This is a genomic window from Bradyrhizobium guangxiense (genome assembly GCF_004114915.1).
Classification (GTDB): domain Bacteria; phylum Pseudomonadota; class Alphaproteobacteria; order Rhizobiales; family Xanthobacteraceae; genus Bradyrhizobium; species Bradyrhizobium guangxiense.
Genome location: NZ_CP022220.1, coordinates 237,608 through 255,661 on the forward strand (window position 1 = coordinate 237,608; position 18,054 = coordinate 255,661).

At 59.0% G+C, this 18,054-nt stretch carries 18 protein-coding genes; 4 read left to right on the plus strand and 14 right to left on the minus strand.

Features of this window, described 5'->3' with window-relative positions; all coding sequences use genetic code 11:
• Position 1: 1 nt before the first annotated feature.
• The 7 genes from X268_RS35685 to X268_RS35715 form a co-directional block, all read right to left on the minus strand.
• Positions 2-1,192, minus strand: a complete 1,191-nt coding sequence (locus X268_RS35685) for a CaiB/BaiF CoA transferase family protein (RefSeq protein WP_128929657.1) — start codon at positions 1,190-1,192, stop codon at positions 2-4.
• 73 nt (positions 1,193-1,265) lie between these two features.
• Positions 1,266-2,672, minus strand: coding sequence for an MmgE/PrpD family protein (locus X268_RS35690; protein ID WP_128929658.1), 1,407 nt, complete (start codon positions 2,670-2,672; stop codon positions 1,266-1,268).
• 40 nt (positions 2,673-2,712) lie between these two features.
• Entirely contained in the window at positions 2,713-3,819 is a 1,107-nt protein-coding gene (locus tag X268_RS35695; protein WP_128929659.1) for an ABC transporter substrate-binding protein, read from the minus strand.
• A 19-nt stretch (positions 3,820-3,838) separates the two neighbouring features.
• Positions 3,839-4,657 (minus strand): ABC transporter permease, encoded by an 819-nt coding sequence (locus tag X268_RS35700; protein WP_164933836.1) that lies wholly within the window; start codon positions 4,655-4,657, stop codon positions 3,839-3,841.
• Positions 4,658-4,697: 40 nt separating this feature from the next.
• Complete coding sequence (locus tag X268_RS35705) at positions 4,698-5,504, minus strand: ABC transporter ATP-binding protein (RefSeq protein WP_164933835.1); 807 nt, start codon at positions 5,502-5,504, stop codon at positions 4,698-4,700.
• Between the two features lie 16 nt (positions 5,505-5,520).
• Positions 5,521-6,153 (minus strand): thiamine pyrophosphate-dependent enzyme, encoded by a 633-nt coding sequence (locus X268_RS35710; RefSeq protein WP_206733166.1) that lies wholly within the window; start codon positions 6,151-6,153, stop codon positions 5,521-5,523.
• Between the two features lie 5 nt (positions 6,154-6,158).
• The gene (locus X268_RS35715; protein WP_232995587.1) at positions 6,159-6,716 is read right to left on the minus strand and encodes a phosphonopyruvate decarboxylase; all 558 of its coding nucleotides are present in this window, start codon (positions 6,714-6,716) and stop codon (positions 6,159-6,161) included.
• A gap of 292 nt (positions 6,717-7,008) precedes the next feature.
• Here X268_RS35715 and X268_RS35720 point away from each other — a divergent pair, with 292 nt between their 5' ends.
• A complete protein-coding gene (locus tag X268_RS35720) occupies positions 7,009-8,457 on the plus strand; it encodes an aldehyde dehydrogenase (protein ID WP_128929662.1) in 1,449 nt (482 codons plus the stop codon).
• A 153-nt stretch (positions 8,458-8,610) separates the two neighbouring features.
• Positions 8,611-9,870, plus strand: a complete 1,260-nt coding sequence (locus X268_RS35725) for a Glu/Leu/Phe/Val family dehydrogenase (RefSeq protein ID WP_128929663.1) — start codon at positions 8,611-8,613, stop codon at positions 9,868-9,870.
• Between the two features lie 198 nt (positions 9,871-10,068).
• Here the strand turns inward: X268_RS35725 and X268_RS35730 are convergent, their stop codons facing one another.
• On the minus strand, positions 10,069-11,004 hold the full coding sequence (locus tag X268_RS35730; RefSeq protein ID WP_128929664.1) for a LysR substrate-binding domain-containing protein: 936 nt from the start codon (positions 11,002-11,004) through the stop codon (positions 10,069-10,071).
• Positions 11,005-11,096: 92 nt separating this feature from the next.
• Between X268_RS35730 and X268_RS35735 the strand changes: the two genes are divergently transcribed.
• Together X268_RS35735 and X268_RS35740 are read left to right on the plus strand one after the other, a co-directional pair.
• The gene (locus X268_RS35735; protein ID WP_128929665.1) at positions 11,097-11,945 is read left to right on the plus strand and encodes an HTD2 family dehydratase; all 849 of its coding nucleotides are present in this window, start codon (positions 11,097-11,099) and stop codon (positions 11,943-11,945) included.
• A 13-nt stretch (positions 11,946-11,958) separates the two neighbouring features.
• Positions 11,959-13,110: a CaiB/BaiF CoA transferase family protein gene (locus tag X268_RS35740; RefSeq protein ID WP_128929666.1), complete on the plus strand. Its 1,152-nt coding sequence runs from the start codon at positions 11,959-11,961 to the stop codon at positions 13,108-13,110.
• Between the two features lie 137 nt (positions 13,111-13,247).
• Here the strand turns inward: X268_RS35740 and X268_RS35745 are convergent, their stop codons facing one another.
• The 6 genes from X268_RS35745 to X268_RS35770 are packed head-to-tail and all read right to left on the minus strand — an operon-like array spanning position 13,248 to position 17,996.
• Positions 13,248-14,612 carry an acetyl-CoA carboxylase biotin carboxylase subunit gene (locus X268_RS35745; protein WP_128929667.1) on the minus strand — a complete coding sequence of 455 codons (1,365 nt, stop codon included), beginning with the start codon at positions 14,610-14,612 and terminating at the stop codon, positions 13,248-13,250.
• Positions 14,612-15,379, minus strand: coding sequence for a LamB/YcsF family protein (locus X268_RS35750; RefSeq protein WP_128929668.1), 768 nt, complete (start codon positions 15,377-15,379; stop codon positions 14,612-14,614). Before X268_RS35750 ends, X268_RS35745 begins: the two co-directional genes overlap by 1 nt.
• A 28-nt stretch (positions 15,380-15,407) precedes the next feature.
• Positions 15,408-15,821 (minus strand): acetyl-CoA carboxylase biotin carboxyl carrier protein, encoded by a 414-nt coding sequence (locus tag X268_RS35755; protein WP_128929669.1) that lies wholly within the window; start codon positions 15,819-15,821, stop codon positions 15,408-15,410.
• On the minus strand, positions 15,818-16,822 hold the full coding sequence (locus X268_RS35760) for a 5-oxoprolinase subunit C family protein (protein WP_128929670.1): 1,005 nt from the start codon (positions 16,820-16,822) through the stop codon (positions 15,818-15,820). Before X268_RS35760 ends, X268_RS35755 begins: the two co-directional genes overlap by 4 nt.
• On the minus strand, positions 16,819-17,523 hold the full coding sequence (locus X268_RS35765) for a 5-oxoprolinase subunit B family protein (protein ID WP_128929671.1): 705 nt from the start codon (positions 17,521-17,523) through the stop codon (positions 16,819-16,821). Before X268_RS35765 ends, X268_RS35760 begins: the two co-directional genes overlap by 4 nt.
• On the minus strand, positions 17,520-17,996 hold the full coding sequence (locus X268_RS35770) for an acetyl-CoA carboxylase biotin carboxyl carrier protein (protein ID WP_164933834.1): 477 nt from the start codon (positions 17,994-17,996) through the stop codon (positions 17,520-17,522). Before X268_RS35770 ends, X268_RS35765 begins: the two co-directional genes overlap by 4 nt.
• Positions 17,997-18,054 lie beyond the last annotated feature (58 nt).

An 18,054-nucleotide genomic window follows, 5' to 3' on the forward strand; every position in this document is an offset into this window, starting at 1 on the left:
CTCAGTCCTCCGACCTTGTTGAAACTCGGTTGAGGTCCGGCTGCCTGCGGCTGTAGGCGTCACGGAACTCCTTTGTATGTTCACCCAGCAGGGGCGGTCGGCTCCGGATTTCAAAGCTTTCGCCGCCGAACTTCAGGGGCGATGCGAAAGTCTGCGTCGTTCGTCCACCCGGCAACTGGAGTTCTTTGATCCATCCCATGTGGCGCGTCTGAGGATCTCCAAGGGCCGCGTCGTAGCTATTAATCCTTGCATGAGGCACACGAGCCTTCGCGAAGGCTCCGATCCAGTAATCGACCGGCTGGGTTTCGAATACGGCCTCCAGCAGCTCCTTGAGGGAGTGCTGGTTCGAAGCCCTGTCAGCGGTGGTAAGGAAACGCCCATCGGTGACGAGATAGTCGCGTCCGACGACACGACAGACCTCGCGCCACAGTCCGTCGTTGCCAGCCGCAATCGCGAAGAAGCCGTCCGCCGCTCGATAAGCCTGGTAGGGCGCATTACGCGGGTGGGCGGATCCCAATCTGCGGGGGAGCAGACCAGTCCCGAAAAATTCACTTGTCTGTAACGCGGCTATACCCAACGTGCAGCCAAACATCGGAACGTCTATGTGAGCGCCGTTGCCCCCCGCCCGAACCCGCACCAGAGCGGAGGTCACGGCAAAAGCGGCGTATAGACCCGACGCAAAATCCGAGATCGGAACTCCGCATTTGACCGGCGCTCCATCGCTTTCGCCCGTTACGCTCATCACGCCAGCAGCGGCCTGAATGGTGAGATCAAACCCACCTTCGTCGGCTCGAGGTCCGGTTTGACCATATGCGGATATCGAGCAGTAGATAAGATCCGGCCTCTCCGCGGCGAATTGCGGATAACCGAGCCCCAAGCGCTCCATCACGCCGGGACGATTGTTCTCGATCAGCACGTCGGCATCGAGCACAAGCCGCCGCGCAATGTCATTGTCCTCATCATTCTTGAGATCCAGGACGATCGATTTCTTGTTGCGATTGAGTGAGGCAAAGTTCTCGCTAAATCCTTCTGTCAACGGCGGCCATTGGCGTAAGCCATCTCCATTTGGCGGTTCGACCTTGATGACGCTCGCTCCCATATCCGAGAGCAGCATGGACGCGAAAGGCCCCGCTGCCGTCGAGCAGAATTCGACTACGCTAACCTGATCCAGGGGAAGTGGCTTCGACGACATATTTTTTTCCGGTCGCAGTCGTTCTGCGCTGAATGGATCACGTGAGGCCGGATGCGTGGTCTTCCGGCCGCACTCACGCGAAGCTCGAAGTGCGGAAAGCGTGGTTTGCCTTTGCTCCGAATCGCAGCAAACCGGTGAACCGGGACAGATGCCCTTCGCTCTCGATATTGTTGATGGCCTCGAAGAGCCTATCGGAGGATACCTTGTCCAATCTAGATTTGCAGCAATCGTCGAATTTTGCTTTGCGGTCGTCGAGGCTAAACGGGTATTTGAGGGTACCGACCGGAAGATCCCGCGACCGTTCCAGCGACCGGCCATTCTTCAACTTGACGGTAATGACATGAGGACGCATTAGGTCGACGTTCTTCTGCTCCTCCGCAGGATCGTAGCAACTGACGGTTGTCAGTCCGAAAAGTCGACGGTATTTTTCCTGCTTGACGGATTGCGGCGTGAAGTGACTGAGCTTCGGAGCACCGTCGACAAGAGCCACGGCCATGCAATATTGCATAGAGAATCTAGCCTCCATTTCGGAGACTGGATTTGTGTACATCAGATTTCGCGAGTTACCGTATCCAATTAGCGTGTTGATGCTTTCGACCTCGTCGGCCTCGAACTTCTCTTGCGCCCTTAGCTCGAAGAACGCGTCTAGAACCCGGTGCGTCGAGGCGCAACACGGATAGCGTTTGAACATGAGACCGCGAGACTCCGCCGTCATCGGCGCGCCCAGTTTCTCGATGTTTTTTCCCCAGCCAGCCGGTCCTTTGCCGCCGAACAATTCGAGAAAGCCCATCCCTCCTTCAAGCGCATTCAGCCGTCCCTCGACGCCGGCCGCGGCCAATTGGGCCGCCTCGATGGCGTGCTGAGCGGCAAGCCCGGCGTGCAGAGGCTTTGCCATGCTGCCAAACTGGACCTTGCACCCAGACGCCATACTCGTCCCGAGGCTGAGCGCATGCGCGAAGCGCCTGGCATCCAGCTTGAGAAGCCGCGCGCAGGCGCCGGCGGCTCCGATGCACCCGATCGTCGAAGTGGAGTGCCAACCAAAATCGTAGTGGCTACGCATCACACCGCTGCCGACCGCGAATTGGAGCTCTAGACCGACCAAATAGGCATCGATTAATTCGGCGCCCGAGGATCCCGCTTGCTCGCCAAGCGCCATGAGGGCCGAGACGAGAACCGAACTGGCGTGATTGACGCCCGGAAGGAACGTATCGTCATAGTCCAATGCATGGCCGGCCGTTCCATTTGCGAGCGCCGCCAGCTGCGGCAACACGGCCTTCTCCTCTCCGACGACCGTGCCAGGACCGGCACTATCGGAGGCGTACACCATCTTGCGGACGTTAGAGGCGCCGAGATCGTTGGATCCCGCTATGATGCAGGCAATTACGTCTTCAACAGCGTGCCGAGCGACGTCTCGCGCTGCCCTTGAATGTTCGAAGGGCGCTTCGGACCCCCACTTTGCAAGATGCTCGATGACCGTCATTGAATATTCTCCTCTCTCGGTGTCCAGTTGTCGATTTCCTCTATTGCGGTTTCCAAGCGCGGGCCTGCGCCCGGAGCTCAGCGGGATCGAAACCGCCACAATCGTTCTTGAACCGTTGGTCCGCGTACTTTGATATTTCCATCCGCTCCGGAAGGATTCCGTTCTCGTACAGCTTGTCGACGGTGTGCTGAACGGTCGGCAGTTCCTGGTAGCCGATGATGCCACCGGCTCCTCTGTGGTTCACGACGTCGAGCTTGGCTCTCAGGATGACCTCGCCTTCCCGGACCGCTTCATCAAGTGGTTTGTTCGATGGGAGCTGGCCAGGATAGACCTTAAAGTGATTGCGCACGGTCCCTTCGATGTTTCCTTCGGCGAAGAAGAACGATTCGTAGAGCGCACGGCACAGGCCTGCGACCACCTTCGGATGCTTTTCGATTTCACTGCGGGTGACAACCATACCGACCATACCAACGAGATCGTTCAGCGGGGACGGCACGTCTCTCATCTTCACGCCGAGGAGATTTCCGATCACCGCGTTCGGGCTATCGAACCCCGCGAAAGCCTGGATCTTGCCGCTTTTCAAAGCGTCCGCCGCTGGTGCTCCGAGACCGACCGGCAGGAAGGTCACGTCCTTGTCGGGATCGAGGCCGGCTTCCTTGAGGATAGCCTTGCCATACGGATAGGCCGCCGTGCCAAAACTACCGACTCCAATAACTTTACCTTTCAGGTCTAAGGGACCCTTCACCGGACTATCGGGGGGCACAATCACCCGGAGAGAATTGCCGGGGTCGAACGAGACGATAACAAGGTTCGGGTCTTGACGGGCGAGCGGCAAGAAGGACGCTAACGCCACCAAAGTATAGAATGCATTGCCGTTGCTTACGGCCTGCACCGCAGCCGTCGCGCCAGCGGTAGGTTGAAACTTGACCGTCACCCCCGCGTACTTCTCCGGCAACTTCAAGGTGGGCTGGAGCGATGAGTAAGGCGCGGACCCGATGCTCAATGCTGTATCCGAGGATGCGAAGGTCACTTCCTTCAGACTCTCGGCTTGCGTCGCACCACAGACGAAGACGGACAGATTGGCTGCAACCGCCAAACAACCTACTAAACGCAAGGACTTCCTCCATTCAATCGTGCCGAAAGGCATTGCGTGCCCATACCTGCAATCAGCCCCACGCCATTGACTGAAGAGCTCGGGTCACCGTCCTGACGATGCTTCTAAGGCTTATGCCGATTGCGGCCGTGAGAGCGAGGACCGCATAAACGGCCGCTATGTCGCCCGTGAACGACTTTTGTTGAATGACCTGCCCCAGACCTGCGGCTCCGCCGACCAGTTCGGCAGCGATTGCTCCGAGCAAAGCCAGCACGATGGCCACATCGAGAGAAGGCACGATGAAAGCCATCGCGAAGGGCAGCCTCAATTTGCGAAGTTCTTGTAGCCGCGTCGCCTTCATCGATCGCAGCAGATCGATCATGTCCGAGTTCACTTCAGTGAATCCGGCAAGTGTAGCGGTGAATACCGGAAAGAAGGCGAGTAGAGCCGAAATGATGACCTTCGGTCCTATGCCGTATCCGAACCAGGCTATCAGCAAGGGAGCGATAGCGATCTTCGGGAACGTCTGAACAGCAATGACGTAGGGATAGCCGGCACGCCGCAGGAGCCCCGAATATGCGAACGTCGCCCCCAGAGTGATGGCGACGACCGTTCCAAACAGGAAGCCAAGTACGGTTTCGTTGAATGTCACGAGGATGTCGTTCAGGAAGCGTCCGCCGACCACGCCTTCGTAGAGCGCGCCCGCTACCAGAGCTGGGCTCGGGAGGATCAGAGCGGACACAAGTCGATATTGGGACGAGAGTTGCCAGATAGCGAGAAGCAGCAGCGCAATGCCGAGCGCTAGCAGTGCTGCTCCGAATTTTCGGCCCCCCTCTAGGATCGAGGGGACTGAGCCGATCTCGGATTCGCTTCTCACGGCCTGGCTGGACACTTGCATTCTCCGTTTACAACATCGAACGATAGGTCCCGAGTCACAAATGAAGCCTATCGAAGGCATCCCGGGCTCTCGCCACCTCCCGGAAAAATTCTTGCTTCTTCCGGAGTGAGGCGTCCCTCACAGCGGGAAAGCCCTGCGCTTCGATGATGCTGTCTAAGCGCCCGGGTCTTGGGGCCATCACTCCGATGCGATCAGACAGAAAGACCGCTTCGGATATGTTGTGCGTGACGAAGATGATGGTCTTTTGCGCGCTCTTTTGCAGACCCATCAGTTCATCGTTCAGGCGCTCACGCGTGAATTCGTCGAGCGCGCTGAAGGGCTCGTCCATGGCCAGGATTTCGGGATCTGTGATCAACGCCCGAGCTATCGCCGCTCGTTGTTGCATGCCGCCGGATAACTCGTCTGGCGAGCGATTTTTGAAAGCGGCAATTCCCATCATCTCAAGCAGGCGATCGGCCCGCGATCTCGCCTCTTGCATCGAGCATGATTTCGTCACCTCGACGGGAAGGAGAAGATTCTGAAGAACCGTTCGCCAGGGTAGAAGCGTGGACTTCTGGAAGACCATACCGATCCGTGAATCCGGTCCGGTCACTTGCGTGCCATTTATGAAAACGCCACCTGTCGTGGGGGTGGTGAGGCCGGCGATGATGCGGAGCAAGGTTGTCTTGCCGCATCCCGACGGTCCGATGAAGCTGAAGAACTCGCCCTTCCGGATCGTGAGGGAAAGCGGCTTGAGCGCCACGGTCTGTTCCGAAGCGCCGAGCGCGAAGATCTTCGATACATCGCGAACGTCGATGCCGGTAGCCGACGGCGCGGCGTCTTCGCTGCGTGCCGTCGGCACTTCGCGCCTCTTCGACTCAGCCGCCCGCACGAGCTGCATCCGCCAAAGCAGCCTTGAAACGGACGCGGCACACGGCCGGATCCAGAGTTCGCTTAAACTTCGGCGGATCGGTGGGCTTGACCCGCATCAAGATGAAGACGGCATCTTCAGATTCCCGCAGCAACTTGCTGCCTTTCGGTAGCTCGGCTGCTGTACCGATAGTCAGGGTGCGCCTGATGCCGGACCCGACGGCGATCTTCTCAAGGTCTACGCCCAAACTCGTATGGCTGCGCTGGTAGCCGGTTTCGCCGTAGTGACCGTTGTCGACACAAACGATTCTCAAGTTGGGAGGATTGCGGACGCCGATGGTGGCCAGGGACCCGACGTTCATCAGCAACTCTCCGTCACCGCAAAAGGCGATGACGGTACGATCGGGACGAGCGAGAGCGAGACCCAACCCCATCATCGTCGCCGCCCCCATGGCCCCTCCGAGACCATAGGCGGACGGACCATCGTTCACCAGCGAAGTCACATCGCGCGCGGTGCCAGCCAAGCCCGCGATGAACAGGAACTCCTTGTGACCTCCCACTAACGCTGGAACGGCCTCACGTCGATCAAGGACGTAGCGCTCGTCGAACTCCGGATTGCCAACATTTGCTTTCATGATCATGCCCCCTAGAACGCCTTCGCGCCGATGAGTTTTTGAGTGAGGAGGACCGCAACTGCCTCGCCGCCTTGGAAGGCCATCGTGATGGCAGCCGAGACGACAGGCACGACGTCCTCAGGCCGGTCTACACGCAGACATCGAACCGACATCGCTTCCAGGACCGGCTCGACGGCCCTCCCCATCGGCATCTGCCAGGGATTACCCTCGCCGAAATCTCCGCGCATACTCAGGAGCGTCAAGAAAGGGAAGCGTCCGCCCGCTATCAGGGAGAGAAGGTTGACGCAATTACCCGCGCCGCTGCTCTGCATAAGCAGCACGCCACGGGCGCCGCCCAACTCGGCACCCGCCATCATCGCGACACCTTCTTCTTCGGTTGTAAGCGCGATCGACTCGACCTCGGCATCTGCGAGCGACTCGTTGATGAGAACGGTGTGGCCGGCATCCGGGACGTAGGCAAACTGCGTGAAGTTGTTTCGTCGGAGCAGGTCGTACAACTCATATTGCCAGCCCGCCCGGGCGGCTTCCTTCGCCTTAACGCGGCTCTCTGCGTGCACAGCTGCTGACAATGAACGATCCTCCTTGTATCTCCGACCAACCCGGCAACCGGGACGACGTCGTAGTGATTGCTACGATCAGTGAGCCGGAGACGTCAAGGCGAGATCGACAGCCGGTCGCTTCCCGCGCTGCACCAAACCACGGCCGTCGCGACAAATTTACTCGAAGTCCCCGAAGCTTACGCGCAGGACAAGCCTCCTCTTTCATTTTGATCATACTTCCATAACAGCTGCTGTCGTTGCCCATGCTGCTACCTCGATCTATTGAGCTGCTTGTTGCGAACGCTCAAACGGAGGAGATGGAATGCAGCACTTCGAGATGGTGATCGGAGGAAAAAAGCGCGCGTCAAAGAGCCAACGGCGATTGGAAACACAGAACCCTTTTACATCAGAGACCTGGGCGACTGTCCCGCAAGCCGATGCTTCCGACGTGAACGACGCAGTCGACTCCGCACACAGGTCATTCGTCGAAGGACCTTGGCCTCGGCTGACCGGAAAGCAGCGAGGGGTTATTCTTCACCGGGTTGGAGATCTCGTGCTGAAGAACATCGAGAGCCTGGCGCGATGGGAGATCCGCGACAACGGAAAGACTATTTCCGAAATGCGGACCCAAATGCAGACGATGGCGCAGTGGTATCACTACTACGCCGGCCTTGCCGACAAGGTCCACAGCTCCGTTATCCCCGTCGATCCGGAGAATTATTTCAACTACACACGATACGAGCCGATCGGCGTCGTCGCCGCGATCACTCCGTGGAATTCGCCGTTGAGACTTCTTTCCTGGAAGATTGCCCCGGCCCTCGCCGCCGGCAACACGGTGGTCGTCAAGCCATCAGAATTCACATCCACATCGACACTGTTGTTCGTGGATCTGCTCGAAGAGGCTGGAGTGCCGCCCGGCGTCGTGAATGTTCTTACCGGCTACGGCTCCGAGATCGGACCCGCGCTGGTCCAGCACCCACTAGTCGCCAAGATCTCCTTCACTGGTGGTGTCGACGCCGGTCGCAAAGTCTACGAGCTCGCCGCTCGCCACCTCAAACCGGTAGCCCTGGAACTGGGCGGGAAATCGCCTAACATCATTTTCGAGGACGCCGATCTGGATGCTGCGGCAGCCGGTGCCGTCGGAGGTATTTTCTCCTCGACCGGGCAAACATGTGTCGCGGGCTCCCGCCTACTCGTTCAAGAGACGGTGCTTGAACAGATCCTTGAAAAGCTGGTCCGGCGTGGAAGCGGCATGCGGCTGGGCGACCCGTTGGATCCAGCGACCGACATCGGCCCTGTCGCGACGGAACAGCAATTCCGCAAGATACTTTCGATGATTGACACAGCCAGCTCGGAGGGCGCGCGGCTAGTGCTTGGCGGCAAGCGATCCCACGCCCCGGAATGCGGCAAGGGATGGTTCGTCGAACCGACGATCTATGCCGATGTGAAGAACACGATGACGATTTCCCAGCAGGAAGTCTTTGGTCCCGTTCTTTCTGTTATCGCGTTCAAGGATGAAGAGGATGCGATCCGCACGGCTAATGCGACCAACTTCGGCTTAGCCGGGGGATTCTGGACCAAGGACGTAAGTCGCGCTCACCGCGTCGCAGCCCGACTCCAGGCCGGAACGGTCTGGATCAACATGTATCGGAAGACTGATCCTGCCGTTCCCTTTGGTGGTTACAAGACATCCGGCTTGGGGCGTGAAAGTGGGATCGACGCGATGAAGGATTTCCTTCAGACGAAGAGCGTGTGGCTCCGATTGCAGTAGACATCCCGCTGCTATTTCGGGCCTGCGTGCTTGCACGCCCGCAAGTTCTCACGTGATCGCCGGCGCTGCGAGACAGCCGCGCGTCCTCCATCCGCTCGCGGGCGCTTAGTCGATTGCTCCCGGGCCGTCGCTTATTGATAAATCGGAGCCAAAATGAGCATCTATAGTGGGCCCGTCTTCGAGATGGCTTCACGACAGTTCACCGTGATTGCCGATCATCTGGCAATTCCCATCGACGAACGCAGCCGCTTGCTTCTTCCCAAGCGCGCCATCTCGGTTTCTTGCCCCATCCATTGTGATGACGGGTCGATCTCCGTATTCGAGGGCTATCGAGTCCAGCATCACCTTACACTCGGGCCGACCAAGGGAGGAACGCGCTTTGCCGCTAGTGTTGATATCGGCGAAGTCGCCGCCCTCGCGATTTGGATGAGCTGGAAATGCGCACTGGTCGGACTACCCTATGGCGGCGCGAAGGGCGGTATTCGTGTCGATCCAGCGAAGATTTCCCACCGAGAGCTTGAGGCGCTCTCGCGCCGCTATATGCAGGAGATGATTCCGTTCGTGGGTCCGCACGTCGACGTCATGGCTCCCGATATGGGCACCAACGAGCAAGTGATGGCGTGGTTCATGGACACGTATTCCATGTACCAGGGGCGTACCGTAACGGAGATCGTAACCGGCAAGCCTGTTGGCGCGGGAGGCACCTTAGGGCGTCGGGAGGCGACAGGACGCGGCGTCGCCCATCTGGCCAAACGAGTTTTGAAGGATCTGTCGATCGACTGGTCGACGGCGACCGCGGTGGTTCAAGGCTTCGGCAACGTCGGCTCGTACGCGGCACTGGAGTTGAGCAGGAGCGGCGTCAAGATAGTAGGTGTCGGCGACCACACGGGCGCATTTTACGACCGTGCAGGCCTCAACGTCACACAGTTGATCCGTCATGCGGCGAGGCACGGAAGTCTGTCTGATTATCACGAAGCGCCCCGTCTCGATCCAGCCGAGCTCCTGCAGCTTCCTTGCGACGTCCTTGTGCCAGCAGCCATGGAGCGGGTGATCGATGATCGCGTGGCGCGGGATCTGCGATGTCGCGTGCTTGCTGAGGGCGCCAACGGCCCGACCACTCCGGAGGCTGATCTGGTCCTAGAGAGGCGCCGCAACGAGATATTCCTCATACCGGATATTCTCTGTAACTCGGGCGGCGTGATCGTGAGTTATTTCGAGTGGCTTCAAGACCTCCAGCAATTGTTCTGGGAAGAAGAAGAGGTTATGCGGAGGGAATATCAGATCCTCGATCGCGCATTCAACGATATGGTTACCCGCGCCGCTCGTGACAACGTCTCTCATCGAACCGCCGCCATGGCCATAGGTGTCGAACGAGTGCGGGCAGCGAAAACGACCCGAGGGCTTTTCCCATAATAAGCTCACCATTCTTCGCTAACGGCGAGCGGCACTCTGCCCATCCTCATCTCACGAAAATGCCGAGACCTTTGAAGGCCTCGGCGAGTCAGGGAGGAAACGCCTCATGCGAGGCCGAGATCTAAAGCGCACGCGGCGAACTCTTTGTAAACTCGTTTCTGCCGAAAGCCGCCCTCGCGGTGGGCGAACACTGGCTGATTATGTCCGCAGGGGGCCGGCATCTCCGCCGATTTCGGCGAATCGAGACCTAGTAGACCTCGCTATGTCCGCTATTAGTCTCTGCACCAGATCTGATACGGGACGATCGACCGGGAGGCAGACCACAAGATTGCGTTGGGCCCAGTTATCCGACAACTCGACAGCCCGCGCTCCTGCGTCCTTCACCGAAGAAGAGATGACGCTTACTGGGACGACGGCAACGCCGGCGCCCGCAGCCACCATGCGGCAAACACTTTCAAACCCTCGCAAACGTATGCGGATGACCAGCTCTCGACCGAGCCTTCGCGCATGATCGGCGAGATATGTCTGAATGGATGCCTGCTCATCTAGGCCGATGAAGTGCTCGTTCAACACCTCGGCGAACCCTATTGAGGTGTAGTCGGCGAGCCAATGCCCCGGAGGAACCAGTACGACAAGGCGGTCCACTCCGAATGGCTCCGTTCGCAGCCCTTCAAACTGCGCATTCTCGGCGGCAATTCCGAGGTCTGCTTCACCCGCTCTTACCGCCACCGCGATGAGATCCGACGTCTGCTCCTGGAGATCGACCGTCACGTCGGGATGCCGGGCGAGATAGCTCGCCAAGACATCCGGAAGGAAGCTTGCGATGGCATTCGAATTGGCCCGCATCCGTATCAGGCCCCGTTCGCGCTTTCTCCACGATCGGACCGCCCCGCTCAGCCGCTCTGCCTGCATAAGTATGCTGCGGGCGTGCCCGGCGAACTCCAGTCCCGCTGAGGTCGGTCGTGTCCCTTTGACCGTACGCTCGAACAACTGCAGGCCAGCCCGCTCCTCTAGCGATTTCATGCGTTCGGACAGCGCAGAAACAGAGAGGTTGGCATGTCTGGCTGCCGCGGCAAGCCCACCTCTGTCCACGACGAGCACAAGCAGCCGCAGATCCACCAGATCGAAATGCATGCCTTTCTCCAACTCCGAATGCTGTTGCTGGATAATACGACTGTTGGTCCACCAGCGATATCCAATAGGTTCGACCAGAACGAGAGGTCTAGATGGTTGACGGACACGACTACCAGGAATGGATCGGGCGCACAGTAACCCAGGAAGACATGGTGACAGCCAGTCCGATTGAGCGTCTGGATGCGACCCTCGAAACCGACCACCAGCTCTATTCAACGGGGGTTGCGCTGCCTCCGCTGGCCCACTGGTTGTATTTTCTACCTAACGAACGGCAATCGACATTAGGGCCTGACGGGCATCCCAAGCGCGGGGGCTTTCTTCCTCCCATCCATGACCTTCCCCGGCGGATGTGGGCGGGCAGCAGGCTCACCTTTAAGAGCCCGCTGCGCGTGGGCATGCATGTCAAGCGGACATCGACGATCGAAAGCGTGACGTCCAAACAAGGTACGACCGGCCCTCTGGTGTTCGTCACGGTAGGGCACGCCGTCCACGACGAGAACGGCCATCTACTTCTGACGGACCATCACGACATTGTCTATCGAGATGTCACAGCGCCCGCCGACAGAGCGAGATCAACTGCACCGAAAGGACCATGGCATCGCAGCATCGTGCCGGATACCGTCATGCTGTTTCGCTATTCGGCTCTCACGTTCAACGGCCATCGTATTCACTATGACCGAACGTACGTCTTTGCGGTGGAAGGTTATCCAGGCCTGATCGTCCATGGTCCGCTCATTGCTACTCTCCTGATCGATCTCGTTAGGCGCAGTCTCCCTTCCTCAGTGGTGGTGAAGGCATATTCCTTCCGCGCGGTGTCGCCGCTTTTCGACGGCAGCGAACTTCATCTGAATGGCAGTCCGCCGGACGAAACCGGAAAAATCCTGCTGTGGGCCACGAACGATCGGGACGAGCTTATCATGAAGGCGGAAGCTACAATCTAAGGTCGGAGGTGTCGTGACGCGGCCACTGGACGGGGTATTGGTCATCGCAATCGAGCAGGCAATCGCGGCTCCCTATTGCACGCGTCAGCTTGCCGACCTCGGCGCCCGAGTCATAAAGATCGAACGGCCCGATGGTGGCGACTTTGCTCGGGCCTATGATACGCGTGCGCGTGGTCTTGCCAGTCATTTCGTCTGGACCAATCGGTCGAAAGAGAGCGTCACCTTCGACCTGAAACGGCCGGGAGCGTTGGAAGCCGTGCAACGGCTCATCGCGCACGCAGACGTGTTTGTGCAAAATCTTGCTCCAGGGGCAGCTGCCCGCCTAGGGCTCGCCGATGGCGTGCTGCGCTCCACATACAAGCAGCTGATTACTTGCAACATATCTGGATACGGTCCGAATGGGCCGTGGGAGAAGCGCAAAGCATACGATCTACTGATTCAGGCGGAGGCCGGCTTTTTGTCAACGACCGGCACGCCGGACGCCGTTGCAAAGGCCGGCATCTCGATTGCTGACATCGCTGCGGGCACAATGGCTTTTCAGGGCATTTTGGCCTGCTTGCTGCGTCGAGCCAAAAGCGGACAGGGCGATCATGTCGAAGTCTCGATGCTGGAGGCCATGGTGGAATGGATGGGATATCCGCTTTACTATGCGATGGACGGAGCACAACCTCCGGCTCGGGCGGGAGCTGGCCATGCCACGATCTTCCCATATGGGCCCTACGAAACTGCTGATGGCATGGTACTTTTCGGACTTCAAAATGATCGCGAGTGGGCCGCGTTCACGACGATCGTCTTACAACGGCCCGAGTGGGCCAGCGAAGCACGCTTTAAGGGCAATGCGGGCCGGATGAAAGAGCGAGCTGAGATCGATGCCGTCATCTGTGACACGTTCCGCAAGCTGCCGTCGAACGAAGCCATCTCGCGCCTCGAGACCGCCGGGATCGGTACGGCTCGCGTGAATGACATGTCCGCCGTGTGGGATCATCCGCAACTGCGCAGCCGCAAGCGCTGGGCTTATATCGAAACCCCGGCGGGCCCGATGCCATCTTTGCGACCAATTAGCGGTGAGTCCTGGCAGCCGCGTATGGACCCGGTGCCGTCCCTCGGACAACATACCGAGGCCGTCTTGAAGGAATTCGGTCTGACCGAGTTCCGCGAGAGCTGATATCTTCCTGGGACCCGAGCCCGAAGTCATCGACTCGATCGGACGCGATCTCGCACTGCACGAATTCGCCCAAGGCTGCCCGCCTTTGATGCGTGCTCGATTGCACATTAGGTTCGACGGGCCGTCGCCTATCACGCTCACCGTCGATCGGACGAGGCGCGCCGTCGAAGGATGTCTTCCAAGGAGTGGATGCTAAGGCGCGCGTCCCGAAAGGACGCGTCCTTCAATACCACCGAGTGAAGCTCGGTGTTCAACCGGATACCCTCTGCGCGCAGGTCTGCCAAGGCCGAAAGCATGCGCTCGATACACTCCGAACGATCCTCGCCCCTAGCGATCACCTTGGCTATCAAGGAGTCGTAGTGTGAAGGGACTTCCGAACCTGCCACGATATGGGTATCGACCCGAATTCCCGGTCCGCCCGGAGCCAGCCAGCTCTCAACACGACCAGGAGAAGGAATGCCGTCGAAAGGATGTTCCGCATTGATCCGGCACTCAATAGCATGGCCTCTGCAGGTGACCTCGGATTGACGAAGTCCGAGCGGCTCGCCCAATGCCACCCGAATCTGCTCGCGCACGATATCGATGCCGCTGGTTTCCTCGGTTATTGGATGTTCGACCTGTATGCGCGTATTCATCTCGATGAAAGCGAATATCCCGTCCTGGTAGAGAAATTCGAAGGTGCCTACGCCGCGATAGCCGATCGCCCGGCAAGCGGCTACACAGCGCTCCCCAAGTTCGGCGATATTGGCCTCAGGCACGCCTGGCGGCGGCGCCTCTTCAATTAATTTCTGGTGGCGGCGCTGCATCGAGCAGTCGCGGGCGCCGAGCCATACTCCCTCGCCTCCCCCATCGCAGATGACCTGGATCTCGACGTGCCTCGGGTGCTCCAAAAATTTCTCCAGGTAGATCGTCGGATTGGCAAATGCCCGCCTCGCCTCCTCCCGCGTGGCTCCGATCGCTTGGTGGAGACTTGCGCTGTCTCGTACGATCCGCATGCCGCGACCGCCGCCGCCGCCCGCCGCCTTAATGATAAGAGGGTACCCAACCTCGGTCGCACACGCTTGGCAGAGCTGCGGATCATCGGGAAGCGCGCCATGACTTCCCGCAACGCAAGGCACGCCGAGCTCGCGCATTTTCGCCTTCGCGGCGATCTTATCCCCCATTAGCCGGACAACATCGGAGGTCGGACCAATGAAGATGAGCCCAGCGCCTTCGACCGCTTCCGCGAAGTCTCCGTTCTCCGACAAGAACCCGTATCCGGGGTGAATTGCGTCGGCACCAACGGCGGCTGCTGCGAGCATCACCGCCCCAATATCCAGATAGCTCGTATCTGCCGCCGCGCCGCCGATGCAGACCGCTCGATCGGCAAGAGCAAGGTAAGCCGCCCCTCGATCTGCCTCGGAGCAGACAGCGATTGTTCGCAGCCCCAGCGTCCGACACGCGCGAATGATCCGGAGCGCTATCTCGCCTCGATTAGCGATCAATATGGACCGCACCGACATTACGCCGCAAGCTCCGTTAGCGGAACGATACGTCCTCCGCCGTCTTCGACCACCGTCCTTACGGCTCTCGCGATTTCCACAGCGCCCGGAGTATCGCTATGGACCAGGACACATTTTGCGTCGACCTTGATCCGCTTTCCCGACACGGACGTGATAGTCCCGTCATCGAGGAACTGGCTCATTCTCCTCGCAACCTCGGTCAGATCGGTGATAAGTGCGCCCGGATGTCGCCGATTAACCAAGCGAGCCTCGTCGTCGTATGCCCGGTCAGCAAAGATCTTGCCTACCACCCGCAATCCGAGCGACTTCGCGAATGTGCCTGCGTGACTCTTGACCGAAGCCGCGATGATCAGATCCCTGTCGAACGCCGCGAACACTTCGAGAATCTTCTCGATATATTCCTTGTTTTCCTGTGCCATCTGGCCCAGGGCGCCATGGGTCCCCGCGTGGGTAACCTTGTAGCCATTGACCTTCGCGATAGCAGAAAGCGCACCCAGTTGATAAAGCGCATGCTTCTGCATGTCACGCGGATCGATCTTCATCGGGATACGCCCGAAACCGAGTATGTCCGGCAGCCCGACATGTGCGCCGAGAGCTACGCCGTTCTCTTTCGCTGCCTCGACCATGCGCGTCATGATGACCGCATCGCCCGCGTGAAAGCCGCAAGCGACGTTCGCTGATGAGACCAGCTTCATCAGCGCCTCGTCGTCTCCCATCCTCCAACGGCCAAGGCCTTCGCCAAGATCAGAATTGAGATCAATCTCCATGGGTGCTCCTTTCGGCAGGACCTTCGTTTCAGCCCGATGCCATTATGCGGTATAGCGTCGTTCCGTATTCGACGTCGCTCTCACTGCGGCAGACCTGCTCGATCACACGACCGGCGACGGGCGCGATCACCGGCCTGAAGATTGGTCCGATAGCGATCACCCCGAGCAAGTCACCTTCTTGAACGTGATCTCCTACGGTCGTCGCCTCTCCCAACGGGTGTCTATTCGAGAACCTACCCACAGCAGGAGCCCGAACGAACGTGGCTGCGTCGGTCCGCTCGACGCCAGCCAGCTCTAGCGCTCTCGTCCCCACCATTTTGCGGTTGTGCCGGCCCAGAGAGAGGCGGATCGAACTCTCTCCGCGTTGCGCCTCCAACTCTTTCACGCCTGCCCGTTTCATTTGGGCGATCAACTCCGCTAATTCCCAAGACTCGATGCTCATGGGAGCTTCGCTCGCGGGGAACACCTACAAAACTTTGCCAACCGTCGGATCTCCTCGATGTAGCTGCGCGTCACCCTCTCGACATCGCGAGCTTCGGCGAAGCTGCACCGAACGAAGTGAAGACACTGGCCTGGCCTTGCTTGCCCAATCCGCCAAAGATCGGGCTCGATGACGACACCAATCTTCGGGTAACCGCCCGCAGAGTTACCGTCCGCCAGTTGTATCACCGGATCACCGGAAGGCGGCACCTGAATGACGCCAGGTACGATCGGGTGCGACCTCATTTCCACGTCATGCGTCCGGCACAGTGTCGCGCCCGTAAGATGATAGCCCATCCGGCTGCTTTTCGTGGAAATCGTCCAAGGTGTGGTCCAAAAGGCGGTTTTGGAGGATTCGTCGAACAGGTCGTACTCCGATGCCGTAATGACGCGGAGGATGACTCCCCCCGGGCTGCTGCCCGCCCACGTCGCCGACGGCAGCTCAGACAAGGCTGGACTGGCGCCATATCCTCCTAAATCCCGCAGAGTGACCGGAGCGGCGTGCCCTACCTCCAATTGGTCTCCGGCCTTAAGCGAGCGCCCTTCAAAGCCGCCGAAGCCATCGCGCAGCTGCGTACTGCGAGATCCGAGTATTACGGGAACTTCGACGCCACCGGCGATCGCCAAATACGTCCGCAAACCGTCCACCGGCTCGGACACCACAAGCTTTTGGCCGCCGCGAGCCGGCGTCACCCACCAAGGAAGTACCGCCACGCCATCGAGCTTTGCACGAGCTGTCGCGCCTGTAAGCACAAAAAGAGTGTCAGAATGAAACTTCACCGCGAACGGATACAATTGCAGTTCGATGGCGGCCGCGTTCTCCTCGTTTCCCAAAAGCGCATTGGCCGCCGCCAAGGCCACGTGATCCATCGCCCCGGATCGTCCAATCCCAAATCCTCGAAAGCCGACACGGCCGTCATCCTGCACGGAGTTGAGCGGCGGAGTCTGAACAACCTCAATCATCTCTCTATGCGCTCCACGCGGAAGCGAATTCGATCACCGACATCGAGAAGATTTGGCGGATTGCGACTTAGATCAAACGGCACCGGCGCCTCCGGTACGTGCCCGATGACGTACCAGCCGGTCGGAAACGTCGGTGGCCCACCGGCGCCGCGAGGATTTCCAAGATTTGATTGCCCGCCCCCGATCGTCACATTTCCCCCAAACGGACGCACCACGGGCACCTTTCTTCGAGGTGTGAAGAGACGTGGGTCTAAACCGAAGAGATAGCCGAATCCCGGCGTCGTGGAGGGCGCGAACACGACATATTCCGGAGTGGAATGCAGCTTTACGACGGTCTCCGGATCGATACCGTGATGAGCAGCCAGTTCACCAAGGTCCATGCCGCGATCGCCTCCATAAACGACACCAACCTCAAGAAGCTTCCCTTGTGGACCGCCCGGTTCAACTTTCCTCCAGCTCTCCAGAAGTCTCGATGCAAGTGCTTCCGGATCGGCCTTCGAAGAGTCGAACAGGACGAGAAGATTATTCATACCGACTTGAGTATCGACAACCACGTCCCATTGACCGACCTGCTTGCTAAGAGTCCAGATACGCTCCTGTGTGGGTAGACACATCGGCCCCTCCGCATCGAACAAGAGCGCCGCACTTCCGCACAAGCTCACCTGCGGGTTTGCAAACTCTATCGGCCTGGAAGGCTTCATGTCGCTTCGCCATCGCTACTGGTATTGCTATTGCACTTCACCTTGAACAATGGCCGTTCGGCCTGCACTTCCACTCCGTTTTCCACCAATATTTGCTCGATTACACCGGCTGTCGGAGCGAGCAGTGGAGTGAAGAGCTTCATCGCTTCGATGATGCCGACCTGCTGACCTGTGGAGATCCGGCTTCCAACTACTACGAAAGGTTCGGCACCCGGCGCGGGCGCGCGATGGAAAATGCCCTGCATTGAAGCGCAGACGAACGACGTCGTTTCGTCGACGGCTTCGTTCGACACGGTCGCATCAACTGGCGGATCGGAAGGCGCCGCCCCATGCATTTCCTGCCTACCCTGTGCGGCCGCAAACATCGTGATCTTTACGCGCAAGTCTCCGTCGGATGCTTCCAGCTCCTCGACCCCTGATCCATGCATCAAGCCAATGAGCTTTGAGATCATCTTGAAGTCTTCGCTTTTCATGGCTCCTTTTCGTCTCCAAGACTCATCTTCTTGCGTCGCAAACGTCGAAGCCATTCAG